The organism is Nocardioides sp. NPDC004968, from assembly GCF_040608935.1.
Lineage (GTDB): Bacteria > Actinomycetota > Actinomycetes > Propionibacteriales > Nocardioidaceae > Nocardioides.
In genome coordinates, this window is record NZ_JBEXJF010000005.1 from 156,152 (window position 1) to 178,523 (window position 22,372).

22 protein-coding genes are annotated in these 22,372 nt (G+C 67.6%); 12 read left to right on the forward strand and 10 right to left on the reverse strand.

Annotation, left to right across the window (positions count from 1 at the left end; translation table 11 throughout):
* The 3 genes from ABZU72_RS08595 (at position 1) to ABZU72_RS08605 (ending at position 2,495) form a co-directional block, all read left to right on the forward strand.
* A complete protein-coding gene (locus tag ABZU72_RS08595) occupies positions 1 to 1,092 on the forward strand; it encodes an extracellular solute-binding protein (RefSeq protein WP_355018432.1) in 1,092 nt (363 codons plus the stop codon).
* A gap of 96 nt (positions 1,093 to 1,188) precedes the next feature.
* Complete coding sequence (locus ABZU72_RS08600; RefSeq protein ID WP_355018433.1) at positions 1,189 to 1,947, forward strand: class II aldolase/adducin family protein; 759 nt, start codon at positions 1,189 to 1,191, stop codon at positions 1,945 to 1,947.
* Between the two features lie 89 nt (positions 1,948 to 2,036).
* On the forward strand, positions 2,037 to 2,495 hold the full coding sequence (locus tag ABZU72_RS08605; RefSeq protein WP_355018434.1) for an ArsI/CadI family heavy metal resistance metalloenzyme: 459 nt from the start codon (positions 2,037 to 2,039) through the stop codon (positions 2,493 to 2,495).
* Between the two features lie 293 nt (positions 2,496 to 2,788).
* Here ABZU72_RS08605 and ABZU72_RS08610 read toward each other — a convergent pair whose 3' ends face one another.
* Positions 2,789 to 3,241: a hypothetical protein gene (locus ABZU72_RS08610; protein WP_355018435.1), complete on the reverse strand. Its 453-nt coding sequence runs from the start codon at positions 3,239 to 3,241 to the stop codon at positions 2,789 to 2,791.
* 181 nt (positions 3,242 to 3,422) lie between these two features.
* On the opposite strand from ABZU72_RS08610, the gene putP reads away from it, so the two are divergent.
* Together putP and ABZU72_RS08620 are read left to right on the forward strand one after the other, a co-directional pair.
* Entirely contained in the window at positions 3,423 to 4,931 is a 1,509-nt protein-coding gene (gene putP / locus ABZU72_RS08615; RefSeq protein WP_355018436.1) for a sodium/proline symporter PutP, read from the forward strand.
* 216 nt (positions 4,932 to 5,147) lie between these two features.
* Positions 5,148 to 5,351, forward strand: coding sequence for a cold-shock protein (locus ABZU72_RS08620; RefSeq protein WP_141804077.1), 204 nt, complete (start codon positions 5,148 to 5,150; stop codon positions 5,349 to 5,351).
* Between the two features lie 49 nt (positions 5,352 to 5,400).
* On the opposite strand, the gene ABZU72_RS08625 is transcribed toward ABZU72_RS08620, so the two are convergent.
* Positions 5,401 to 5,859 (reverse strand): UBP-type zinc finger domain-containing protein, encoded by a 459-nt coding sequence (locus ABZU72_RS08625; RefSeq protein ID WP_355018437.1) that lies wholly within the window; start codon positions 5,857 to 5,859, stop codon positions 5,401 to 5,403.
* Entirely contained in the window at positions 5,780 to 6,325 is a 546-nt protein-coding gene (locus tag ABZU72_RS08630; RefSeq protein ID WP_355018438.1) for a YciI family protein, read from the reverse strand. Before ABZU72_RS08630 ends, ABZU72_RS08625 begins: the two co-directional genes overlap by 80 nt.
* 81 nt (positions 6,326 to 6,406) lie before the next feature.
* Between ABZU72_RS08630 and ABZU72_RS08635 the strand changes: the two genes are divergently transcribed.
* A complete protein-coding gene (locus ABZU72_RS08635) occupies positions 6,407 to 6,835 on the forward strand; it encodes a DUF309 domain-containing protein (protein ID WP_355018439.1) in 429 nt (142 codons plus the stop codon).
* 15 nt (positions 6,836 to 6,850) lie between these two features.
* Here ABZU72_RS08635 and ABZU72_RS08640 read toward each other — a convergent pair whose 3' ends face one another.
* From ABZU72_RS08640 to ABZU72_RS08650, 3 genes are read right to left on the reverse strand one after another with little or no spacing between them, the layout of a single operon-like run.
* Positions 6,851 to 7,726 (reverse strand): alpha/beta hydrolase fold domain-containing protein, encoded by an 876-nt coding sequence (locus tag ABZU72_RS08640; RefSeq protein WP_355018440.1) that lies wholly within the window; start codon positions 7,724 to 7,726, stop codon positions 6,851 to 6,853.
* 8 nt (positions 7,727 to 7,734) lie between these two features.
* Positions 7,735 to 10,440 carry an amidohydrolase gene (locus ABZU72_RS08645; protein ID WP_355018441.1) on the reverse strand — a complete coding sequence of 902 codons (2,706 nt, stop codon included), beginning with the start codon at positions 10,438 to 10,440 and terminating at the stop codon, positions 7,735 to 7,737.
* Positions 10,430 to 11,725, reverse strand: a complete 1,296-nt coding sequence (locus ABZU72_RS08650) for an MFS transporter (protein ID WP_355018442.1) — start codon at positions 11,723 to 11,725, stop codon at positions 10,430 to 10,432. The genes ABZU72_RS08645 and ABZU72_RS08650 overlap by 11 nt, the downstream gene beginning before the upstream one ends.
* Before the next feature lie 150 nt (positions 11,726 to 11,875).
* Here ABZU72_RS08650 and ABZU72_RS08655 point away from each other — a divergent pair, with 150 nt between their 5' ends.
* Positions 11,876 to 12,925 carry an Lrp/AsnC ligand binding domain-containing protein gene (locus tag ABZU72_RS08655; protein WP_355018443.1) on the forward strand — a complete coding sequence of 350 codons (1,050 nt, stop codon included), beginning with the start codon at positions 11,876 to 11,878 and terminating at the stop codon, positions 12,923 to 12,925.
* A gap of 88 nt (positions 12,926 to 13,013) precedes the next feature.
* On the opposite strand, the gene ABZU72_RS08660 is transcribed toward ABZU72_RS08655, so the two are convergent.
* The 3 genes from ABZU72_RS08660 to ABZU72_RS08670 all read right to left on the reverse strand — a co-directional run bounded on the left by ABZU72_RS08660 (position 13,014) and on the right by ABZU72_RS08670 (position 14,904).
* Entirely contained in the window at positions 13,014 to 13,859 is an 846-nt protein-coding gene (locus ABZU72_RS08660) for an SDR family NAD(P)-dependent oxidoreductase (protein ID WP_355018444.1), read from the reverse strand.
* Between the two features lie 80 nt (positions 13,860 to 13,939).
* Positions 13,940 to 14,302 (reverse strand): DUF202 domain-containing protein, encoded by a 363-nt coding sequence (locus tag ABZU72_RS08665; protein WP_355018445.1) that lies wholly within the window; start codon positions 14,300 to 14,302, stop codon positions 13,940 to 13,942.
* The gene (locus tag ABZU72_RS08670) at positions 14,299 to 14,904 is read right to left on the reverse strand and encodes a TetR/AcrR family transcriptional regulator (protein WP_355018446.1); all 606 of its coding nucleotides are present in this window, start codon (positions 14,902 to 14,904) and stop codon (positions 14,299 to 14,301) included. Before ABZU72_RS08670 ends, ABZU72_RS08665 begins: the two co-directional genes overlap by 4 nt.
* 131 nt (positions 14,905 to 15,035) lie before the next feature.
* Between ABZU72_RS08670 and ABZU72_RS08675 the strand changes: the two genes are divergently transcribed.
* Genes ABZU72_RS08675 through ABZU72_RS08695 form a run of 5 tightly spaced genes read left to right on the forward strand, consistent with a single transcriptional unit; the run spans position 15,036 to position 21,144 of the window.
* Positions 15,036 to 16,565, forward strand: coding sequence for an ABC transporter substrate-binding protein (locus tag ABZU72_RS08675; RefSeq protein WP_355018447.1), 1,530 nt, complete (start codon positions 15,036 to 15,038; stop codon positions 16,563 to 16,565).
* Between the two features lie 6 nt (positions 16,566 to 16,571).
* The gene (locus tag ABZU72_RS08680) at positions 16,572 to 17,513 is read left to right on the forward strand and encodes an ABC transporter permease (protein ID WP_355018448.1); all 942 of its coding nucleotides are present in this window, start codon (positions 16,572 to 16,574) and stop codon (positions 17,511 to 17,513) included.
* A complete protein-coding gene (locus ABZU72_RS08685) occupies positions 17,510 to 19,324 on the forward strand; it encodes a dipeptide/oligopeptide/nickel ABC transporter permease/ATP-binding protein (protein WP_355018449.1) in 1,815 nt (604 codons plus the stop codon). Before ABZU72_RS08680 ends, ABZU72_RS08685 begins: the two co-directional genes overlap by 4 nt.
* A complete protein-coding gene (locus tag ABZU72_RS08690) occupies positions 19,321 to 20,163 on the forward strand; it encodes a dipeptide/oligopeptide/nickel ABC transporter ATP-binding protein (RefSeq protein WP_355018450.1) in 843 nt (280 codons plus the stop codon). Before ABZU72_RS08685 ends, ABZU72_RS08690 begins: the two co-directional genes overlap by 4 nt.
* A gap of 36 nt (positions 20,164 to 20,199) precedes the next feature.
* Entirely contained in the window at positions 20,200 to 21,144 is a 945-nt protein-coding gene (locus ABZU72_RS08695) for a DUF3068 domain-containing protein (RefSeq protein WP_355018451.1), read from the forward strand.
* On the opposite strand, the gene ABZU72_RS08700 is transcribed toward ABZU72_RS08695, so the two are convergent.
* Positions 21,137 to 22,288: a serine hydrolase domain-containing protein gene (locus ABZU72_RS08700; protein WP_355018452.1), complete on the reverse strand. Its 1,152-nt coding sequence runs from the start codon at positions 22,286 to 22,288 to the stop codon at positions 21,137 to 21,139. The genes ABZU72_RS08695 and ABZU72_RS08700 overlap by 8 nt on opposite strands.
* Between the last annotated feature and the right edge of the window lie 84 nt (positions 22,289 to 22,372).

Sequence of the window (22,372 nt, forward strand, 5' to 3'; positions counted from 1 at the left end):
ATGAAGAGGAAGACCCCACTGGCCGCCGCCGTTCTGGCGGCCGCGATGGTGCTGACAGCATGTGGCGGGTCGCCGACCGCAGGGGTGGGCGCACCCAAGGTCGATGACCACGCCAAGGAGGTGTACGACGAGATCAACGGGCTCTCGGGCGAGGAGCGGACCGACAAGCTCGTCGAGATGGCAGAGGAGGAGGGCAAGCTCGTCCTCTACACGTCCAACACGGACATGGACTCTCTCGTGGAGGCGTTCGAGAAGAAGTACGACATCACGGTCGAGCCCACGCGCGGCAACTCCGAGACCGTGCTGCAGCGGCTGACGACCGAGGGCAACTCCGGCAACGTCAGCACCGACCTGGTCGAGACCAACTCCGGCGAGCTCAACATCTTGGCGCAGGAGGGCTTCCTCTACGACTACGAGAGCGAGTACCGCGACGCGGTGCGCGAGGACGGCCAGCTCGAAGGCTGGACCGCCGACCGCTTCAACGCCTTCGTCGTCGCCTGGAACACCGACAAGGTGAAGTCCTCCGAGATCCCAGGCGAGGTAGCCGACTTCGCCGACCCGAAATGGGACGGCAAGGTCGCGCTCGAGATCGGCGACGTCGACTGGTACGCGGCGGTCTCGAACTACTACCTCGACCAGGGGAAGTCCCAGGCGGAGGTCGACAAGATGTGGACCGACATCGCCGCCAACGCGTCGGTCGAGAAGGGGCACAGCACGATGGGCGACATGCTTGCCGCAGGCAAGCTGCACGTGGTCCTGTCCAGCTACTCGCACACCGTCGACGGCCTGGCTGGTGAGGACAAGGCTCCGGTGACGTGGAAGCGTGGTGAGGAGTACGTCGCCCCGGTCGTGACCCGACCCAACGGCGCCGGCCTGATGGCGACGGCCAAGCACCCGGCCGCGGCGACGCTCTTCATGGACTTCCTGCTCAGCGAGGGGCAGCAGTACATCGCCGAGGACTTCCGCTCGACCGCCGTGCCGCAGGAGGGCGATCCGCTCGAGGGCGTCGAGACGATCCCGGTCCCGGAGGGCGACATGCTCGAGGACTACGACCGCTGGGACCGCGCCTACCGCGAGCTCGTGGGCGGCTGAGCCGGCTAGGGGTGCGAGGACAGCCTCGGCAGGGAGGGCTCCGGATCACTCCAGGGCCCTCCTCGCCGACTTACACTTCAGGACGGAGAGCGCTCGATGACCAGCACTGGACTGCGTCAAGACCTTCAACACCGGATCGCCACCGGTTGTCGCATCGCAGGATTCCGTGGCCTGTGCGAGGACATCCTCGGACACATCAGCAGCCGACACGGAGACGGCCTGCTCATCCGCTGTCGCGGGCCCGAGGAACAAGGACTCCTCTTCACGGTCCCCGATGACATTCGCGCGACAGACCGTGCCGGGAATCTGCTCGACGTCGACGATGGGTGGGCGGTGCCCAACGAGGTCCACATCCATACCGAGATCCTCAGCGCTCGGCCCGACGTGGAGGTCGTGCTGCACGCCCATCCGCCTACCGTTGTCGCTCTGAGCCTGGCCGGACTCGAACTGACGCCGGTCGTCGGGGCGTACGACATCCGAGCCGCGCGGATGGCCCGCGAGGGGATTCCGACCTACCCTCGCAGCGTCCTTGTCAACACTCCTGAGCTGGGACGCGAACTCGTCGACGTTATGGGGGACAAGGGCAGCTGTGTTCTACGCGGTCACGGCATCGTGACCACCGGCACCAGCGTCGAGGAGGCGCTTGGTCGTGCGCTGAGCATGGACGCCCTGGCCCAGATGATCCTCCGCGCTGCCAGTGCCGGCAGAACTCCTCAGCCGATGACGGACGAGGACCTCGAACAGCTTCCGGACCTGGGCTCGGCGTTCCATGATCGACTGATCTGGCGCTTCCACTCGGCCAGCCTCGCCGCCGCCGGCTTCGCCCTCACGCCGATCGCGGCTGAGCGCGAGTGACGAGTTGAGCTCCTAAAGCATTGACAGTTGTCGATATGAGGTGCAAGATCTCATATCGACAACCATCGATATCTCACTCAGGAGGAGCCATGTCCCGTATCCAGCTCGCGCTCAACGTCGACGATCTCGAGGAGTCGGTCGCGTTCTACTCGACCCTGTTCGGTGTCGAGCCGGCCAAGACCAAGCCCGGCTACGCCAACTTCGCGGTGACCGAGCCGCCTCTCAAGCTGGTTCTCGTCCAGAACGCCGGCCGGGGCGGCACCATCAACCACCTCGGCGTCGAGGTGGCCGACACCGACACGGTCGACGCCGAGCAGAACCGGCTGAACGCCGCCGGGTTCGCATCGGTCGACGAGCGCGCCACCACCTGCTGCTACGCCAAGCAGGACAAGTTCTGGGTCGAGAACGCCCCGAACGGCGAGCGGTGGGAGGTCTACACCGTGCTCGCCGACAGCGAGACCTTCAACGCAACAGAGACCGGTGGGTCATCGTGCTGCGGGTCCTCCGCCGTGGCTGCACCTGTGCCGGCCGAGGCCGCCTGTTGCTGACTGTCGGCCGGACGCGAAACGACGATCATCCGAGAGGAGGAGATCCCGTGAGACCAGTAGACCTCACCAGCGCGGTTGCCGAACAGCAGATCGGCGATCGGATCGAGCACGCCCGTAATGCCAGGCTGGCTGCGATCGCTCGCTGCTGCCACCCCAGCACCTGGAAGAAGGCAGTCACCCGTGCCGTCGCCATCGCCCGATCTGCAGCCCGTCGCTCATCGTTGCGGCAGGCAGCCGTTTGCTGTGGGTGACCGATCGGAGCCCGCGACCAGCAATGGCTACCGCCGGGTGAGCTAACGCGCGAGGTCGGCGCGCGCCTGCTCCAGGACTCGGTCGAGCTCCACGTAGATCTCGTCGTGCCGCTCCCTGAGCTCGTCGAGACCAGGTGCGTCGTTGAGGTCGCCGATCGCCTGACGGAGGGCTTCGAATCCCTTGGGGATCTTCCCGCCCGCGCTGAGGATGCTCAGCTGACCGATGGCCGCGCGAGCGGCTGAGTTGTTGCGGTACGCCTCCTGTCGCAACGACTCCCGCTCGGCTGCGGGGAGGTCGGCGAGGCGAGCCTTGACGCGGCTGTAGGTGACGCGCTCGAACTCGTACAGGCTCGCAGCGCACTCGCCGTAGACGCGGACCCTGGCATCCAGCAGCTGGAGGTCGCGGGAGTTCCGGTGCTGCCAGTACGCACCCCACCAGGCTCCGAGGAGGGTGGCGAGGATGCCCATCGCGGTCACAACGACAGTCGTAGTCACGTCGGGAGACCGTAGGGCATCCGACGTCGCCGCGCATCGGAAGCCGTGCCTGGCCGTCGTCCGAGCCGGTGTCAAGCGACCTCAGGCGTGGCGTAGCGCAGTCGTGAGGTGCCGATCACAGTCAAACGCGGTCTACGGGTTAGGTTCTGCGGCGGCATTCCCCCGATCTTGGAGTTTCTCGATGTCAGACCTGACCTATCAAATGCTGGCGTTGGTGGCCTATATGGTCGCCATGCTCGGCATCGGCGCCTGGGCGTACCGGCGCACCTCGAACCTCGACGACTACATGCTGGGCGGGCGCGATCTCGGCCCGATGGTGAGTGCGTTGAGCGCGGGTGCCTCGGACATGTCGGGGTGGTTGCTCATGGGCCTGCCCGGTGCGATCTATGCGACCGGGCTGATGGAGGGCTGGATCGCTGTCGGTCTGACCGTCGGCGCCTGGCTCAACTGGAAGATCGTGGCGCCGCGGCTGCGGACGTACACCGAGGTCTCGGGTGACTCGATCACCGTGCCCAGCTTCCTGGAGAACCGGCTCAAGGACACCTCACGGCTGCTGCGGATGGCCTCCGGGGCCGTCATCCTGGTGTTCTTCACCTTCTACGTGTCCTCCGGCATGGTCGCCGGCGGCGTCTTCTTCGAGAGCTCCTTCGGCACGGACTTCCACACCGGCATGCTGGTGGTAGCCGGGGTCGTGGTGGCGTACACGCTCTTCGGTGGCTTCCTCGCGGTCTCCTACACCGACTTCGTGCAGGGCGCGATCATGCTTCTCGCGCTGATCCTGGTGCCCGTCGTCGGTGTCTTCGTGACCGGCGGGATCGGCGAGACCCTGGACAGCGTCCGCGCCGTCGACCCGTCGCGGCTGAGCATGGTCGAGGGCGCCACCGCGCTCGGTGTCATCTCGGCGGCGGCCTGGGGGCTGGGCTACTTCGGCCAGCCGCACATCATCGTCCGGTTCATGGCCCTGCGTACGGCGGGGGAGGCCGCGTCCGCGCGGCGGATCGGCATCGGCTGGATGCTGCTGAGCCTCTTCGGCGCCGTCGGCACCGCCCTGGTCGGCATCGCCTACTACCAGCAGAACCCCGACGCCGAGCTCACCGACCCGGAGGCGGTCTTCATCGCGCTGGGCCAGATCCTCTTCCACCCGCTGGTTGCCGGCATCATGCTGGCCGCCGTGCTCGCCGCGATCATGAGCACGATCTCCTCGCAGCTCCTGGTGACCTCCTCGGCGCTGGTGGAGGACCTCTACAAGGCGGTCTTCAAGAACGACGCCTCCGACCGCCAGCTGGTCCTGTTCGGTCGGCTCGCCGTGCTCGGGGTCGCCGTCGTGGCCGCTGTGCTGGCGTGGCCGAAGAGCGGGACCGTGCTCGACCTGGTCGCGTATGCCTGGGCGGGCTTCGGTGCCTCCTTCGGCCCAATCATCCTGCTGGCGCTGTGGTGGCGGAAGCTCACCGCGGCCGGCGCGCTGGCCGGTCTGGTCGTCGGCGCCGTGACGGTCGTCGTGTGGGGCAACATCGACGCGCTCAGCTCGCAGATGTACGAGATCGTGCCGGGCTTCGCGCTCAACGCGATCGTGGCGGTCGTGGTCAGCCTCGCGACGTACCGGGAGAACCCGGACATCGAGGCCGAGTTCGACGAGGCGATCCGGCTGCTGGACGCTGCTGGATCGCGCGAGGAATCGGCGCGGGTCTGATCCGACGGGCCCGGGATCTCGTGGAAACGACGATCCCGGGCCTGATGGCGTACTGTTGATCTTGTTGAAGGGATGGCTCTGTAAGCCATCCTGGCCGCACACCACGTCGCGGCTTGTATCTTTTATCTGGTTTTCGGTTCGCTGGACATCAGCACAGATGGATGTCTTCAGCGGCTTGGGACACAGTGTCCCTTGCACCGAACAGAGGAAAAGATCATGGCTCAGGGCACCGTCAAGTGGTTCAACGCTGACAAGGGCTTCGGCTTCATCGCGCAGGACGGTGGCGGCGAGGACGTGTTCGTTCACTTCTCCGCCATCCAGACCAGCGGTTACAAGTCGCTCGACGAGAACCAGAAGGTCGAGTTCGACGTCACCGCCGGCCCCAAGGGCCCGCAGGCCGAGAACGTCCGCGTCGCCTGATTTTCACTGAAGGGCCCCGACCGCAGCTGCGGTCGGGGCCCTTCGTGCGTCAGTGCAGGCGCGTCCGCCAGTCCTGTGGGACGCGATCCGCCGGCGCAGGTGGTGACTGCGGCTCGGGTCGGCTCGTCGGCTCGGCCAACGCCGGTCCCTGGAGCGCCTCCTGGCTCTCGAAGTCCCAGAACCACGTCTCGCCGGGCTCGAAGCTCTGCATGTAGCGGTGGCCCGTCTCGCGGAAGTGGTGGCTGGCGTGCTGCGCCGGGGAACTGTCGCAGCAGCCCACGTGCCCACACTCGGCGCACCGTCGAAGGTGAAACCACCATCCGGAATCGCTCGCGAGGCACTCGGCGCATCCTGTGCCGGACGGCGGGGCAGCGACGTTGATCCCTGGTGTGCCGGTCATGCCGCTCACGTTACCGGTCGGAGGCCTTCTACGTGGGCCGCCCGCCGAAGTCCCACTGGTGGACCTCGATCGCCGCGAAACGAGCGGGGGAGAGGGTCTGCTGTGCATCGCCTGCGGAGGCGGTCTCCAGCAGAACTGCCGCCCCCAACACGGCGGCTCCGTCGTCGGACAGGAGCGGTCCACAGGCGATCAGCTCGTTGCCGTCCGGCAGGTCGATGTCGTCTGGCGTGGGTTCGCAGAACCCGAGTACGAGGTACCGGTTGCGGTCAGGCCGGCCGTCGCCGAAGTCCCACATGGTGCGACCGAGCGTGTTGCGCCACCGTCGCAGCAGCACGTCACGATAGGCGCCAGCCTGGTAGCCGGGCTCCTCGAAGGCGAACGCGCGAGCTGCGGTGGGATCCGGGAGGTCGAGGATGTGCACGCTCCCGGTCAGTGTCTCGTCGCTGGTGAAGGTCGGGCCGCGGGCGATCATCGTCGCGGCGAACCGGTCCATGTAGGTCCAATGCTCCTCCACCATCTCGGTGCGCAGCGGCGTCGACCCCGGGCGGTCGCGGTGGTAGCAGAAGAACTCCATGGGCTGAGACTCACCGGCCCCGCCGTCCCGCGCAATCGGATATCTCAGCGGGTCCGTAGGGTGGGAGCCGAGGAGGCCGACATGGTGAGCGATCGCGACCGGAACGACCAAGGGCGGGCACAACAGGCTCGACCGCGCGACGCGCTCGGCCGTCCGCTGCCGTACGGCGCAGTCGGGGTCGAGCCCATCTCCGAGGAACCGCTCCCGCCGGAGGAGACCCTGACGTACGCCCGCAGTCTGCTCGACGACGGACGCCCCTTCGCCGCCCACGAGGCCCTTGAGGTCCGGTGGAAGTCGTGTCCGGAGGAGGAGCGCGAGCTGTGGCAGGGCCTGGCCCAGCTGTGTGTCGGCCTGACCCACCACGAGCGCGGCAACACCGTCGGCGCCTCCCGGCTGATCGAGCGGGCGGCGCGTCGGCTCGAGACGTACGAACAGTGTGCTGGCCCGACGTACGGTCTCGACCTCGGAGAACTCATCGCCTGCGCCCGCGGCCGGGTGCAGGGCGCCTGACTAACGCGCGACGAGTCAGACCTCGACTCTGCCGTCGGCGAGGGACTCCACGATCCGGGCGGATGCGGCCCGTCCTTCCCGCGTGGGCGTGAGTGGGTACACGTGCACGCCGCCCGGGCAGATGGTCAGTGTGATGGCGGAACCGTCCGGTGCGCGGTCACGTAGGAGCAGTACATCGGGGAGCAGGATGTCGCGGGTGCCGATGTAGACGTCGACGTGTGCGAGACCGGCGAAGGTTCCGTAGAGCGGGCTCAGTTGCGGAATGTGTGGGTCATCGCCGGCGGCCCATGCTCGGCCGCATTCGCGTGCTCCGGGCACTGCGAGCCAGGGATCTTTGCGGGCGACGCGCTCGATGTCGGGGTTCTGGAGGGTGAGGTCCAGCCAGGGCGAGATGAGCACCAGCCGGCCGGGCTGTGGCAGCCCGGTGCTGATGAGGGTCTGAGCGAACCCCAGGGCAAGGCCCCCGCCGGCGGAGTCCCCGGCGATGGCGATGTCAGAGGGACGCGTCGTCGACAGCGTGCTCCGGTAGACAGCGGTGAGAAGACGGTAGGCGTCCTGGTATCCGTGCTGCGGGGCGAGCCCGTACACCGGGACGACCACTCGGGCACCTGCGTCGGCGATCTGCTCGATGAGTCTCCAGTGCTGCGGGAAGATCTCGTTGACGTAGGCGCCGCCGTGCAGATAGATCACCGTCCGGCTGGGGTCCGGGTGCTGCGGTTCGACGGTCCAACACCCGAACCCCTCGTGCAGGGCGTAGGTCAGTGCATGTCGAGCCCGGAGTCGTTCCGGCGCCGAGGTGGTCTTCTCCCTCGCCAGCATCCGACGGGCACCATCGACGGTGGCGAAATGTCGTCTGCTCCTCGCCCGAAGGTAGAGAGCAACGAGCCTCATCGACGCACTCACAACTGCGGGCGGTGCTCGTCGGTGTACGCCCACGGAAGCAGCCTCTCGACTGCCTTTCCGACGCGGAAGACCGTGGCGTCGTCGTAGGTGTGGCCGACGATCTGCACACCGGTCGGCATCCCGTTCTCGGCGTGACCGCTGGGCACAGCAAGGACGGGACAGCGATTGGTGATGTTGAACGGAAGGGTGAGCGTGCCTTCGAGCCCGGAGACGGTGTGGCCGTCGATGTCGATCCCGTTGATCAGCGTGTCGCCCGCGGGGAACCCGACCGCCGCCGTGGTCGGGCAGAGGAGGGCATCGAACCCGGTCATCACGCGCGCGAGCTCCTGCTGGACGGCGTACTCGGCCTTCGCAGCATCGAACATCGCTGCCGTCGCGCGGATCTCTCGGGTCTGCTCGACGAAGTCACGGGCGTAGTCGCTCAGGTCCGACGTCCTCCCGCCGATCGCGTCGTGGACCATGGCGCCCATCATGTGGCCGAAGTGCGGCATCGCGGCGCCGATGATGAGTTCGCGTGTCCAGGTGAAGTCGACCTCGACGATCTCCGCGCCGGCCTTGGCGAGCTCTTCCGCGACGCGACGGGTGTTCTCCCGGATCTCGTTGGCGACGACGAACCCGCCGAGATCGAGGTTGAGTGCGATGCGTAGTCCCTCGACCCCCGGGTAGCTGGACGGCAGAGTGACCTTGGGCCGAAGCGCGACGTGGTCGCGCGGGTCGGGCCCGCTGATCACGTTCGTGAAGAGCACGACGTCGTCGACCGTACGTCCCATCGGACCGTCGCCGCGGTAGTAGTCGACGCTCATGGGACCTGCTCCCGGAATCCGCCCATAGGGTGCCTTGTAGCCGACGTTCCCCGTGAACGCCGCCGGCCCACGGGTGGACCCGCCGATGTCGGATGCGGTGGCGAGAGTCGTCATCCCCGCCGCAAGGGCTGCCCCGGACCCACCGGATGAACCGCCCGGGGAGAACGCGGTGTTCCAGGGGTTGCGAGTCACTCCCCACCGATCGGAGTGCGTGAAGGCGGCGATGGAGAACTCGGGGGTAGCCGTCCGCGCATGGATGATCGCGCCCGCGTCCAGGAGCCTGTCGATGACGGGCGCGTTCGCCGTTGCGGTGTAGCCGGCCCAGGCATTCGACGCCTCGACCACCTCCATGCCGGCGATCTGGTGCTTCTCCTTCGCGGCGACCGTGACGCCCTCCAACGCTCGCGCGGTGCCGTCGCGGTAGCGACGCTCCGAGTCCTCCGCTCGCGCACGAGCGGAATCTGCCATCGTCTCGGTGAAGGCGTTCAGCGAGCCGTCGACGAGAGCCGCCTGGGCCAGTTGCGCCTCGAGAACGTCGACGGGTGAGAGTGCGCCCGTGCGGAATCGCTCGATGCACTCGGTGGCGGAGAGGTAGATGAGATCGTTCATCGTGTTCCTTGGTCTAGGGGAGCGGAAGTTGGGCTGTTGAAGCCAGTGCAGAGCGGCCGCGCTCATGGCCTGGATGCCGGCGGGAAGCGCCCAATCCAGATCTGGCAGGTATTCGGGGGAGTGGTTCATCGGAACGTGCTCGGGGAAGCGTGCCTCGGCCAGGAGCGTGGCGAGCTCCGCCGGGCTGTATCTGTCGGGTGCTGTGCCACCCCAGTGCCAGAAGACGCTGGGGCAGCCGAGCGCTTCGCCGAGCGCGCCGAAGTCCTCACTGCCGGTCATCGGCTGGGTGACCAGGTGTGCGTCGAGCGCGGATTCGCCGAGCGCGCCGAGCGTGCGGCGTGTGGCGTCGGGGTCGTTCAGGAGCAGGGGCGCGCCGCTGATGCGCTCGATGCTCGGCCGCCGGGTCATCCCTGCCGCCGCCGACTCCGCATCGATCACCCGACGCATCGCGGTGATGAGACGCTGCCGGGTCGAGGCGCTGAAGCTCCTGAGGTTGACGGTGAGCTCCGCCTCGTCCGGGATGGCGTTCTCGGCACGACCCGCATGGATCGACGACACCGTGAGGACGGCGGGCTCGTGTGCCGCGGTCTCCCGCGAGATCACGGCCTGGAGCCGCATCACGGTCGCCGCCGCGGCCACGATCGGGTCGACGGCCGCCTCCGGGGTCGATGCGTGGCCACCCACCCCATGGATGCGGATACGGAAGTTGTCCGACGCGGCGCCATAAATGCCCGCGGCGGCCACGACGGCACCGGCCGGCACCGGCGACACATGCTGCCCCAGCGCGACGACCGGTGTCCCCACGAGCTGGGGGAGTCCGTCGGCGATCATGGCGAGAGCGCCTTCGCCGGTCTCCTCGGCGGGCTGGAAGACGATGGCGATAGTGCCTGCCCACTCGGTGGCACGCGCCAGCAGGACATCGACAGCGCCGATGAGAGCGGCTGCGTGCATGTCGTGGCCGCAGGCATGCATGACCGGGACGGTCGCCCCGTTCCTGTCGATGCCGGTGGCGGCCGACGCGTAGGGGGCGCCGGTCAGCTCTTTGACGGGGAGACCGTCGATGTCGGCGCGGAGGAGAACGGTGGGGCCGTCACCGTTCCGGAGCATGCCGACCACTCCGGTGCCGCCAATGCCTTCGGTGACGTTGATCTGCCGACGGGCCAGCTCTGATGCCAGGCGCGCTGCGGTGCGTGTCTCCTGGCCGCTGAGCTCGGGATGACGGTGCAGATCGCGATACAGGTCCACCACGGAGCCCGACGGCACGGGCCAGGACTGAGGGTCAGGCGCCATCGGGCGTCACCGTCTGTCGACGGGTGAAGGTGGCGAAGAACTCCTCCGGCCCGCGGGGCACGAGCATCGCGGCGACGAGGCAGATCACGCAACCGGCGATGAGGACGCCGAAGGCCGCCTCCCAGCTGACGTTCTCCACGACGACGCCCATGATCGTGGGGGTGAGGATGCCGCCGACCTGGCTGCCGGTGCTGATCGTGGCGTACGCCGTCCCGACGACCGCGGTGGGAAGCCCGCGGACGGGGCTCGAGAACACAGGCATGTAGCACATTCCGCTGAAGAACGAGAGCAGTCCGATCAGCGTGACGAAGACGGGGACGGGCAGCTCCTGCGTCATCATCGCCAACGTCACGATGCTTGCGAGCATCCCCGGGATGATGATCAGGCGGTGCCGACCGCCCAGCCGGTCGACGAGGCGCCCTCCCAGCACCGAGGCGACCCCGCCGGCGAGCACCGGAATCACCGCAGCCGTTGCGACCACGCCCAGAGGGATGCCACGGGCGTCGACGAGATAGCTGGGCACCCACGCGCTCATGCCCCATGCGACGACCCCGTATCCGAAGAACATGGCCACGTGCCCCCAGAGTGCGGGGGACCGGAACAGATCCTTGGAGGTGATCATCGAGTCCGACTGCTCTTCCACCTCGATGGCCGCCGTGGAGTCGGCGCGGGCGTTCGGGAGGAAGAAGCCGATCGCCACCGCGACGAGCACGCCGACGGCCCCGAGGATGAAGAACGCCCCCTGCCAGCCGATGGCGCCGATGAGCGCCGCTCCCGCGACCGCGGCGACGATGGTGCCGACAGCGTTCGAGCTGTACATCCACCCGGTCGCGGTCATGCGCTGCTCGGAACTGGTGCGCTCGGCAACGGCCTTCACGGATGCTGCGGGATACACGCCCTCGCCGATGCCGAACAGCGCCCGGATGGCGAGCATCACCGCGAAGGATCCAGCGGTCCCCGTCGCCACCGTGAAGACGGACCAGGCGAGCACGCCCGTGACAGCGGTGCGCTTCGCGCCCACCTTGTCGACGAGGATGCCGCCGGGGATCTGCACGATCGCGTACGTCACGAAGAACGCCGAGATGAGCATGCCCTGTTGTGTCGGAGTGAGCGAGAGATCCTCGCCGATATACGGCAGTGCGAGGGTGATGAGCTGCCTGTCGGCGTAGCTCATCACCCACCCGAGGAAGAAGAGGAGGACGGCGAGCTTGGCGTCCCGCTGCAGCCGTACCCGCGGCTTCTTCTGAGCTCGGCTGAGCGCCGGTTGTGGCGAGGTCTTGCTCACAGATGCTCCCTGATGACGTAATGCACGGTGCTTGCACGCGCCGAGCCGGGCCCGCCTTGAGTCCGAAGATTTCCGGGATCGTAGGCAGGTCATCGGGATTCGGTTCGTAAAGGAACCTCAGGCATCCGGATATGGGCTAGATTCGCGTACGTGGTGCAGGAATCGGTCATCGATGTCGTCGACAAGCAGCTGGCGAATGCCCTGCAGATCTTTCCGCGGATCAGCTGGATGCAGCTGGGCAAGATCCTCGGCTACGACCCCACCACGCTTGCCCGCCGTTGGACCAGACTGCGTGATGCCGGCTTGGCGTGGACGGTCTGCTACCAGCAGCCCGAGCATCTCGAAGTCGAGCTTCCGGCGATGGCGCTCGTCGAAGTCGACGTCCGTGCTGGGCACCGTGAGCAGGTCGTTGCCGCGCTGACTCCACTCCAAGAGGTCATCGAGATCGCCCGGACCTCCGGCTCCCGCGATCTACTGCTCACGGTGGTGCATGCGAGTATCGCGACCGCCGACGCGTTCATCTCCGAGAGCATCGCGAGCATCCCGGGGATCCGCGCGACGCGCACCCGCTTCGTACAGAACCTCTACAAGGACGGGGCGCGCTCACATCTCGATGTCCTCGCCCCTGACGTCATCAACGCCCTGCGGCGCGCGGCAGAGGGCTTCGCTGGTGAACCCTCTGCTCCCACACCGCTCCTCGTCAGCGTCATGCAGAGCCTGCTGTCGGACGCGCGCCGACCGGCGTCCGAGATCGCTGCCGAGCTGGGGCTCTCCACCACGAGCGTCACCCGCGCGATCCACCGTCTGTTCGACTCTCCCTGGTTCACGGCGAAGACGGACTTCGCCCACCATGCCCTCGGCTACACCACGGCCGCGTCCCTCTGGTACCGCGTGCCAACGACCGACTTGGGCACCGTCGGCGCAAGCATCGCGGAGGTCCCGGGAGTGCGGTTGTCCGCCGCCATCCTCGACCGGATGAACCTCGCCATCACCGTGTGGCTCCACCACGCCCAAGACCTCGAGTCACTGCTGACACGTATCGAGCACGCCCACCCGCGCATCGAACTCTGTGAGACCTGGCTCATCCCCTCCGTCGCCAAACGCTCCGGCGCAGTCCTCACACAGGACGGGCGGTTCTCTCACCAGATCTCCACGTCGCACGCGCTGGCACCCATCGGAGCGCTGCCCCGCAGGCACTGACTCCGAACCCGACGACGAGATGGTGCCTTCATGTGGCTGAACAGGGACCCAAGCCGCGCGCTTTCGGGGCGTCCATGGGAGTCAAGCGTCACCCAGTCGAACCCGTCACCGCGCGGTCGACAACGATCGCCTGGTCGACGATGCGGGACCAGGTTGCGACCTGCTCGCGGAACACGCTGGACTCGCCGAGCGCGAAGGTGACCTCGGCGCCGGCTAGGAGACCGGTGACGGCCTGCCGAGCAACCTCCTCCGGCTCGATCGTGCCGATCGGGATGACCCCGGTTCCGAAGGGCTCCGCTGCGTTGGGTCCGAACCGTTCCGGCCGGTTGCGCTGCGAGTCCAGGATCCGACTGGCAACCTGGCCCGGGCAGAGCAGCGTGACGTCGATGCCTTCTGGTGCCAGCTCCTGGCGAAGACCGCGGCTGATCGCCACCACTGCCTGCTTGGTCGCGCTGTAGAGCCCGGTGTATCCCGGGTCCGGAAGGAAGGCATGGGTGGAGGCCGTGTTCATGATGTGGCGCCATCCGCTCTGGGTGCGCATCCGTGGCACGAAGGCGTGCACGCTGTTGAGCAGACCTTCGACGTTCACCGACGAGAGCCAACGCCAGTCGTCGACGGGGGAGTCGGCCACGTTGCCGAACGTGAGGACGCCAGCGTTGTTGCAGACGAGCTCGACCGATCCGAACGTGGCGTACGCCGCCTCGGCGAGCTCCTGCACGGAATCGGCATCGCTGGTGTCGACCCGGACCGCGAGCGCGGCGGTTCCGCGCTCCTCCAGGGCCGCGGCGGTCCGGTGGGCGCCCTCGACGTCGATGTCGGCGACCACGACGGCCATGCCGTGCGCGCCGAGCTCGGCGGCGAGCGCGGCGCCGATACCACTGGCCGCTCCCGTGACGACAGCGGTGCGATTTTTCAAGACCTCGGGTTCGAGCATGAGCTTCTCCTCGTTTGCTTGTAACAGGAAGGGTTGACCTACTGGCCGAGTTGCCAGTAGCGGGGGCGTACGCGCGGGCTTCACCAGGTCATCGCGGCGACCCAGGCCACCACCACGCAGGCAGCGGCCGCTGTCGAGACCGCCAAGGTGGCGGTCGGTGCCGACCCCGGCAGCGGAGCTCCGGTGCGCAGCGCGAGCTCGGTGTGCCGCCAGCGTCGCCAACCCGCCAGCGAGCAGATCAGGGCGCCCATGCAGAGCGCTCCGCAGCTCACCGCCCGTGCCGCGTGTGGAAGGTCCGGGATGACAGCAGCGAATGCCACGGCACCTGCGATCAGGGCCAGGCTGGTCCTGATCCAGGACAGAAACGTGCGCTCGTTGGCGAGCGAGAAGCGCGGATCCGGTTCGTCTCCGTGGTCGTAGACCGACCGAGGCCGGCGCGTCACAAGGCGACCAGGAGGTCGCGGCGGAGCATCTGGGTGAACTCGCGCATGGCGGCGACCATGTCGAAGTCCTCGTCGACGAGCCACTGAGCCTCGAGTCCTCCGACGCCGGCAATCACGAAGGTGGCCACGATCTCTGGATCCGCCGTCGGGCGCACCGTGCCGTCGGTGATGCCACGGGAAACGACCGCGGCCAGTTGGGCGCGCAACCGGATGGTGCGTTCCCTGGCCCAAGCGGTCGCCAAGGGTGGGTGGTGGGCCGCCCCCAGGTGGCCCAGCCGCGCCAGGTCGCGGTGCTGCGCGTTCCAGGCGACCATGGCTTCGGCGACCTCGAGTGCGCGCTCGAACGGGCTGACGTCGTAGTCGCTCTCGATGTCGCTGGCGGTGAAGGCGCGCTGATCCCGCTCGTCCAGGACGGCGGCCAGCAGGGCTTCCTTGCCGTCGAAGTGATGCAGCAGGCCCGGTTGACTCATCTCCACCGCGCGCGCCACGGAGGCGAGCGATGTCGCGTCGTACCCCCGGGCCGCGAAGAGCTCGAGTGCTGCGTCGACGATCTGCGCGCGGCGTCTCTTGCCTGCGCGATCCGCTTCCTGGGTGCGTGCCATGGAACTCCTCAATGCGACCGTTGCAAACCGACTTAATGATAGGTAGGTTAGCCCAGGCATGTGGCGCCCGCCACACCGCACCATGACCGATGCGGGTCTCCAGACCCGCCAATCGCCCGAGGAGTGCGACCTTGCGCAAGCCCACGAAACTCGTCGCCCTGTTGTCCGCCGCTGCGCTGAGCGCGACCGTGCTCGCTGGATGCGGGGGATCCTCGGAAGGGGATGGTGCGTCCAAGGACACGCTCACCCTCGCGACGCCCACCCCGCTGACGACCTTCGACCCGACCCAGATGGACTGCGGCTCCGGGCGCCTGTACTGCCAGGCGGCCTACGACACGCTGCTTCATCCGGCCCCGGACGGCACGCCAGAGCCCGGAATGGCAACGTCCTTCACCTACGACGACACGCGGACCGAACTCACCCTGGAGCTACGCTCGGGCATCACCTTCAGTGACGGCACAGCGTTCGACGCGACGGTTGCCAAGGCGGTGATCGACTGGTTCGGGCGGACGGACGGCCCCCGAAGCACCGTGGCGGACGCCATCAAGAGCGTCAGCGCCCCAGGCCCGGACCGTCTCGTGATCAAGCTGAAAGAGCCAGATCCGGCGCTCTTGGTCAACCTGACCGACAACTTGGGGATCATGACCTCGCCGGCCGCGCTGAAGTCCGGCAACCTCACGAAGGTGCCGGTCACCTCGGGGCCCTACCTCTACAGCGCCGACAAGTCGCAGACCGGCACAACCGTATTCGAGCGCAACGAGGATTACTGGGACGCGGAGGCTTACCCTTTCGACCACCTCAAGCTCGTACAACTGGCCGACCCGAACACACTCCTCAACGCTCTCAAGGTCGGGCAGATCGATGCCGCCGCCGTCCTGAGTCAGCAGCTGAAGCCTGTGAAGGAAGCCGGATTCACGGTCCGGGAGTCCGCAGGCGCCTGGTACGGCCTGATCCTGGCGGACCGTGCCGGTGACGTGCTTGCCCCGCTCGGCGACGTCCGGGTGCGTCAGGCGATCAACCTCGCCGTCGACCGCAAGCTGTTCACGGAGGAGCTCTTGCCCGGCGGATCCACCCTGTCCGCCCAGATCTTCGCACCCGGCGGAGCGGTGTACGACGACAAGCTCAACCAGCAGTACGAGCGCGATCTCGCCAAGGCGAAGGACCTGATGGCCGCCGCTGGCTTCGCAAGCGGCTTCATAGCAACGATGCCGGACCTGAGCCAGTTCGTCGGCAGCCCGGCTCTCAACACCGCCATCACCCAGCAGCTCGGCGAGATCGGCATCAAGGTGGTCTGGCAGAAGGTGCCGGTGACGGAGCTGCTCAGCTCCATGCAGGACGGTAAGTTCCCCATGTTCTTCATGTCGCTCGGCACGAAGGCGCCGTGGCAGGACATCCAGCTCTCCGTGCTGCCGACCGCGACCTTCAACCCGTACGAGAGTGAAGATCCTGCCCTGGCGAAGCTGCTCGCTGTCGCGAAGAAGGCCGCTCCCGGCGCGCCTCAGGATCAGGCCTTTCGCGCGATCAACACATGGTTGGTCGAGAACGCCTGGTTCGCGCCGATGTTCGCAAGCTCGACCAACTGGGTCTCGGTGGACGGCGTCACCGTCGAACCGCAGACCCAGGGGATCGATCTGGTCCGGTTCCAGCGTTCGGAGAAGTGACTCGTCATGCTGACAATTCTGCTCAGGCGGTGCGTCGCCGCATCGATCCTGCTTGTGGCGGTCTGCGTCGTCGGATTCGTGATCACGGGAATCGGTGGCGGCGATCCGGCTCGCAACATCCTCGGGCCGGAGGCAACCAATGCCCAGGTGGCGGCCGAGAACCACCGCCTCGGCGTCGACCGCCCGATGCTCACGCAGTTCGGTGACTGGGTCGGTGGGGTGGTGCGCGGTGACCTCGGGACCTCCTACATCGGTGACCAGCCGGTCGCGGACAAGATCGCGGCGAACCTGCCGGTGACGATGTCGATGGTGGCGTTGAGCATGATGGTGATCTCGGGACTCAGCCTGGTGCTTGCGGTCGCTTCCGTCTACGGACGGAGATCGGTCGATCGGTTCGTGCAGTTGCTCGCCGTGATCGGGCACGTGCTGCCGGCGTACCTGCTGGCACTGCTTCTTCTGCTGGTCTTCGCGGTCAAGCTCGATGTGTTCCCGGTGTTTGGGTACGTGCCGCTCAGCGAGTCTCCGGCTCAGTGGCTGCGGTCGCTCGTGCTGCCCGTGCTCGCGCTCACGCTGGGCAGCGTCGCAGGCGCAACGCTCCAGGCCCGAGGGTCTCTCATGGACGTACTCGAAGCCGACTATGTGCGGACGCTTCGCTCGCGCGGCATCTCGGGCGGATCGCTCCTGTTCCGACATGCGCTCCGCAATGCGGCGCCTCCCTGGCTGACGTCACTCTCGCTCGGATTCGTCGCGATGCTGGGCGGTGCGTTCATGGTGGAGAAGGTCTTCGCCCTTCCGGGGCTCGGCGTGCTGTCGGTCGACGCCACAGCCGCGGGCGACCGTCCGGTGATCATGGGCATGGTTCTGCTGACCGGCGGCCTCGTGATCCTCGTCAACCTTCTCGTCGACCTCGCTCAGATGTGGCTCATTCCCAAGGCAAGGACAGCATGAGCATCGAGATCTCCGCGCAAGCACTGGACGCCCCGGAGCGCACGTCGACGCTTCGTATGATCCTGCGCAACCCGCTATCGCGGGTCGGGGTGGTGCTGCTCGTCCTCGTCCTCTGTGCTCTCGTCGCGGCGATCGCGATCGACTGGGCCGCCCCGGAAGCAGCCTGGCGTGCCGATCTCTACCGGCGCAACGAGCCTCCGGGCGCCGACGGCCACCTGCTCGGGACCGACAGTGGTGGACGTGACGTGCTCGCACGACTCGTCGTGGCGACGAAGGCCACGATGTTCAGCGGTGTGATCGCCCTGACGGTGGCGATCCTGCTCGGGGTGCCTGGTGGACTCGTCGCCGGCTACTACTCGGGCCGCGTCGACCTGGTGCTGGACTGGTTGGCCAGCATGGTCATGTCTCTCCCCGCGATCGTGGTCATGCTGGCGATCGTGTCCAGCCTGGGCACCTCGATGTGGATCTCGATGACCGCTCTGGGATGCATGATGGCGCCGGCGGTCTTCCGCCTGCTCCGTGCCCAGGTGCATGCCGTGCGAAACGACCTCTATATCGATGCCGCCAAGGTGGCCGGACTTTCCGACGTGCGCATCGTCGCGCGCCACGTCTTCCGCGTCGTGCGCGGTCCGCTCGTCCTGATGATCAGCGTGCTGGCAGGTGTCGCCATCACGATACAGACGGGGCTGGACTTCCTGGGCCTGGGCGATGCCACGACGATCACCTGGGGCGGCATGCTCGGCGAGGGCTTCGCGGCCATGAGCGCCAACGACGTCCTGTTCATCTGGCCCGGTCTGGCGATGGCCATCACCGTGGCCGCCTTCTTCCTCATCGCCAGCGGCGCGCGCGATGCGCTGCAACGTGCGGACGGCGGTGGTGGCGGTGGCGGTGCGGCGGCACGCGCAACGACAGCGCACCTGAAGTCGGTCCCGGCCTCTGCTGAGGCTCCGCCCATCGATGGGGAGATCCTCGTCGTCCGCAACCTCACCATCGGTTACCCGACCGGCGATGGCGTCGCCGAGGTGGTGTGCGGGGCCGGGCTGAAGCTGCGTCGCGGTCACACACTGGGCGTTGTCGGTGAATCCGGCTCGGGCAAGACGCAGACCGCGTTCGCGGTGCTCGACCTGTTGCCGCGGCAGGCGAACCTGATGGCCGGCGAGGTGTGGCTCGACGGAACCGAGATCCTCCGGCTCCCGCCGCGCGATCGCGCGACGCTGGTGCGCGACGCGATCGCCTACATCCCGCAGGAGCCGATGAGCAATCTGGACCCGACCTTCACCATCGGATACCAGCTGATGGAGCCGTTGCGGGCTCGGGGAGTCGTCCGGTCCGAGGCCAGAAGGCGCGCAGTCGCGCTGTTGGCGCGCGTGGGCATCCATGATCCCGAGCGAGTGATGCGCTCCTACCCCCACCAGATCTCTGGCGGAATGGCGCAGCGGGTGCTCATTGCGGGCGCGGTGTCGACCGAGCCGCGGATCCTGGTGGCCGACGAGCCCACCACAGCCCTGGACGTCACAGTGCAGAGCGAGATCCTTGATCTTCTGCGCAGCGTGCAGGAGGAGTTCGGCATGTCGATCATCCTCGTCAGCCACGACCTCGGAGTCATCGCCGACCTCTGCGACGACGTCGCGGTGATGCGCAACGGCCAGGTGGTCGAGTCCGCCTCGGTCGAGGACTTCTTCACTCGCCCCCGGCATGAGTACTCGCGGATGCTGCTGGACGCCGTACCCGACGAGCACCACGTCCGCCCCGAGTACGTCGAGACCCCGTCGTCGTGCGACGACGCCCGAACTGGAGAGATGCACCGATGAGCCTGTTGGAGATCGACGACCTGGTGGTCCGCTACCCGGGACGTCGCCGGGGCGGCACGTTCACGGCGGTCGACAGCGTGACTCTCGACGTACGCCCGCACGAGACGGTCGGTCTGGTCGGTGAGTCCGGCTCAGGGAAGACGACGATCGGGCGGGCAGTGCTGGGACTGGCCCCGGTCACCTCCGGTCGCATCCGGTACGACGGTCAGGAGATCCAGTCCCTGACCCGGGCGCAGCGGCGACCGCTGGCTGCGCGGATCCAGGTGGTCTTTCAGGACCCGTACACGTCGCTGAATCCGGCGATGATGGTCGAAGACATCCTCTCGGAGCCGCTCCGCGCGGCGGGGTGGACCCGGGCGACCGCGCGCGGTCGCGTGGTCGAGCTGCTCGACCAGGTCGGTCTGCCGACCGGAGCGGCCGACCGCTTCGCCAGGGAGTTCTCCGGGGGGCAGCGACAGCGGGTGGCGATCGCTCGCGCGCTGGCCCTGGAACCAGAGCTGGTCGTCTGCGACGAGCCGGTCTCGGCGCTCGACCTGTCAACTCAGGATCGGGTACTGCAGCTGCTCGTCGACATCCAGGAGCGAACGGGGGTCGCCTACCTGTTTGTGTCGCACGACATCGGGGTGGTGCGGCACATCAGCCATCGGGTGGCTGTTCTACGGCAGGGCCGGGTGGTCGAGTTCGGGTCGTGTGCGGAGGTCACCTCCCGACCGGAGCACGCGTTCACTGAAGAGCTGCTGCTCGCCTCACCGGTCGCCGACCCGGTCCGTCAGCGCGAGCGCCGGGCAATGCGGCAGGCGCGTCGCGAAGTCGCGTCCGCTGACCCCCTTCACCGCTAGGACTCGGCCCCACCTCTCGTCTCTAGGAGAACCCCCATGCGTCGCCACCTGCCCGTTGTCCTCATCAGCGTCGGTGCCTTCCTCGTTGCCGCAGCCCTGGTCCTGCGGTTCTTCGGCTCCGCCCAGCTCGCGGTCGCGGAGGAGGACCCACGCGAGATGACCACCATGCGCGCCAGCGGCGCGACTGTGTTCGTCCCATCGACCCAGACAGAGGTCACCTCCGACGTCTCCGTCAAGCAATACACGGTCGGCGACCTCGAGGCGGCGCAGAAGGCGCCGAGACGAGTTGTCGTCTGGTTCACGGCGACCACGCGCTTGACTGCCGAGGGAGTCATCGTGCAGCAGAGCATGGCCCGCACGGCGATGGACGCGTCCACGGGGAAGGCTGAGCCATGCTGTGAGAGCTTCGCCGAGGTCGTCGACCAGGCGATCGAGGAGGACCGCCGTACCGGCCTGGTGCTGCGGTTCCCCTTCGGAACTGAGAAGAAGAGCTATGAGGTGTGGGACAACGTCCTGGGCAAGGAGGTGAAGGCCGCCTACCGCGGCACGACCGATGTCGAGGGTCTGAACGCCTACCGGTTCCAGATCGAGGTCGCCGATGCCGTCGTCGGCAGCCAGAAGGTCAACGCCAAGGCCGTCGGGCTGACGACCGACGGTGAGGTGTCCGCCGATCGCACCTACGGCGTCGACCGGACCCTGTACGTCGAGCCGCGCACGGGCGCGATCCTCAACGATGTGCAAGACGTACGTGACCGGCTGAGTGTCGACGGTGAGCCGGTACGGACCCTCTTCGCCGGCAAGCTCGCCTATACCGACGAGCAGGTCAAGGCCAACGCGGACAAGTACGGTGAGCGTGCCGCGACTCTGCAGCGCTTCACGGTTCAGATTCCGGCCGCGCTCCTGGCGCTCGGGCTACTCGGTCTTCTCGCCGGCCTCTTCGTGCTGGGTGTGTCGAAGGTCCGCTCCCGCCGCGTCACGTGAGCGTCTCGAGCGCGGCGTATGCGTGGAAGATCAGGTTGACCGCGCGTAGGTCCTGGGTCTGGGACGACATGTTGTTCATCGCATAGCTCACGGTCATCCGGGCGTCCCGGTCCACCAGCGCCATGGCGCCACCCCAGCCCGCCCACCAGAACGACCGCGCGTTCGGGCTCAGCGGCACCTCGGGGCTGACCAGCCCGAACCCGACGCCGTATCGCAACGGGTAGCCCATCACAGCGTCGATGCCGCTGCTCTGCTCCTCCAATACGCGGTCGAGCATGGCCGGGCTCAGCAGATGGACTCCGTCGACGGTGCCGTCACAGGCGAGGGCCGCATGAACCCGTGCGATCGAGCGCGCGTTCCCGGTGCCGTTCGCCGCGGGGATCTCCGCCTCTCGCCACCACCGCTCGTTCGGCTCGTCGCCGATCAGCGGGCAGCTCGAGGTGACGCGATCTGCCAGCTCGGCCTCGGCTGGATCGTCGACCGCGGCCGCCGGGTCGCCGCCGATGCCGAAGGCCGGAGCGGTGATCCGAGCCACGCGTGCGTCGTCCGCTGCAGGCAGGCCGATGTGGAAGTCCGTACCCAGCGGCTGCGCGACCTCATGATCGAAGAACGCGCCGAGGCTCTGGCCCGTGATCCGGCGGACGATGGCGTCCTCCAGGAAGCCCTGCGTGAGCGGGTGATAGCCCGAACGTGTGCCGGGCTGCCACCACGGCTCCTGCGCGGCCAGCGCGGTGGTCACGCGTTCGTGGTCGGCCAGGTCGCGCGGCGCGATCGGGACGCTCCAGCCCGGCAGGCCGGCCGTGTGCGCGAGGACGTGCCGGACCAGTACCTCGTCCTTGCCATGGGTGCCGAACTCGGGCCAGTAGTGCGCGACGGGCGACTCCAGGTCCAGCTCCCCACGGTCGGCGAGCATCAGCATCACGGTCGCGCTCATCGTCTTGGTCACGGACCAGACGTTGACGAGGGTGTCGGACTGCCACGCATCGCCGCTGCCGTCGGTGCCTCCCCAGAGGTCGACGACGACCTGACCCTCGAGCGTGACGCACACGCTGGCGCCGTCCTCGAGGCCTTGGTCGAAGTGGCTCGTGAACGCGTCCCGGACGAGCTCGAACTCCGGCGTGCAGGTGCCATGGACGGTTGCCATGTGCTTCTCCCTTGGAGGTGGACGTCGGGCCTTGCTGGCCGACTGATTGGTAAGTAGGTTAGTGGGCACCTCTCCCGAAAGGAA

Coding starts and splice junctions, on each gene's coding strand:
- ABZU72_RS08595 (WP_355018432.1), top strand. CDS start 1: ATGAAGAGGAAGACCCCACTGGCCGCCGCCGTTCTGGCGGCCGCGATG.
- ABZU72_RS08600 (WP_355018433.1), top strand. CDS start 1,189: ATGACCAGCACTGGACTGCGTCAAGACCTTCAACACCGGATCGCCACC.
- ABZU72_RS08605 (WP_355018434.1), top strand. CDS start 2,037: ATGTCCCGTATCCAGCTCGCGCTCAACGTCGACGATCTCGAGGAGTCG.
- putP (WP_355018436.1), top strand. CDS start 3,423: ATGTCAGACCTGACCTATCAAATGCTGGCGTTGGTGGCCTATATGGTC.
- ABZU72_RS08620 (WP_141804077.1), top strand. CDS start 5,148: ATGGCTCAGGGCACCGTCAAGTGGTTCAACGCTGACAAGGGCTTCGGC.
- ABZU72_RS08625 (WP_355018437.1), bottom strand. CDS start 5,859: ATGCACAGCAGACCCTCTCCCCCGCTCGTTTCGCGGCGATCGAGGTCC.
- ABZU72_RS08630 (WP_355018438.1), bottom strand. CDS start 6,325: ATGGAGTTCTTCTGCTACCACCGCGACCGCCCGGGGTCGACGCCGCTG.
- ABZU72_RS08635 (WP_355018439.1), top strand. CDS start 6,407: ATGGTGAGCGATCGCGACCGGAACGACCAAGGGCGGGCACAACAGGCT.
- ABZU72_RS08640 (WP_355018440.1), bottom strand. CDS start 7,726: ATGAGGCTCGTTGCTCTCTACCTTCGGGCGAGGAGCAGACGACATTTC.
- ABZU72_RS08645 (WP_355018441.1), bottom strand. CDS start 10,440: ATGGCGCCTGACCCTCAGTCCTGGCCCGTGCCGTCGGGCTCCGTGGTG.
- ABZU72_RS08660 (WP_355018444.1), bottom strand. CDS start 13,859: ATGCTCGAACCCGAGGTCTTGAAAAATCGCACCGCTGTCGTCACGGGA.
- ABZU72_RS08670 (WP_355018446.1), bottom strand. CDS start 14,904: ATGGCACGCACCCAGGAAGCGGATCGCGCAGGCAAGAGACGCCGCGCG.
- ABZU72_RS08680 (WP_355018448.1), top strand. CDS start 16,572: ATGCTGACAATTCTGCTCAGGCGGTGCGTCGCCGCATCGATCCTGCTT.
- ABZU72_RS08685 (WP_355018449.1), top strand. CDS start 17,510: ATGAGCATCGAGATCTCCGCGCAAGCACTGGACGCCCCGGAGCGCACG.
- ABZU72_RS08690 (WP_355018450.1), top strand. CDS start 19,321: ATGAGCCTGTTGGAGATCGACGACCTGGTGGTCCGCTACCCGGGACGT.
- ABZU72_RS08695 (WP_355018451.1), top strand. CDS start 20,200: ATGCGTCGCCACCTGCCCGTTGTCCTCATCAGCGTCGGTGCCTTCCTC.
- ABZU72_RS08700 (WP_355018452.1), bottom strand. CDS start 22,288: ATGGCAACCGTCCATGGCACCTGCACGCCGGAGTTCGAGCTCGTCCGG.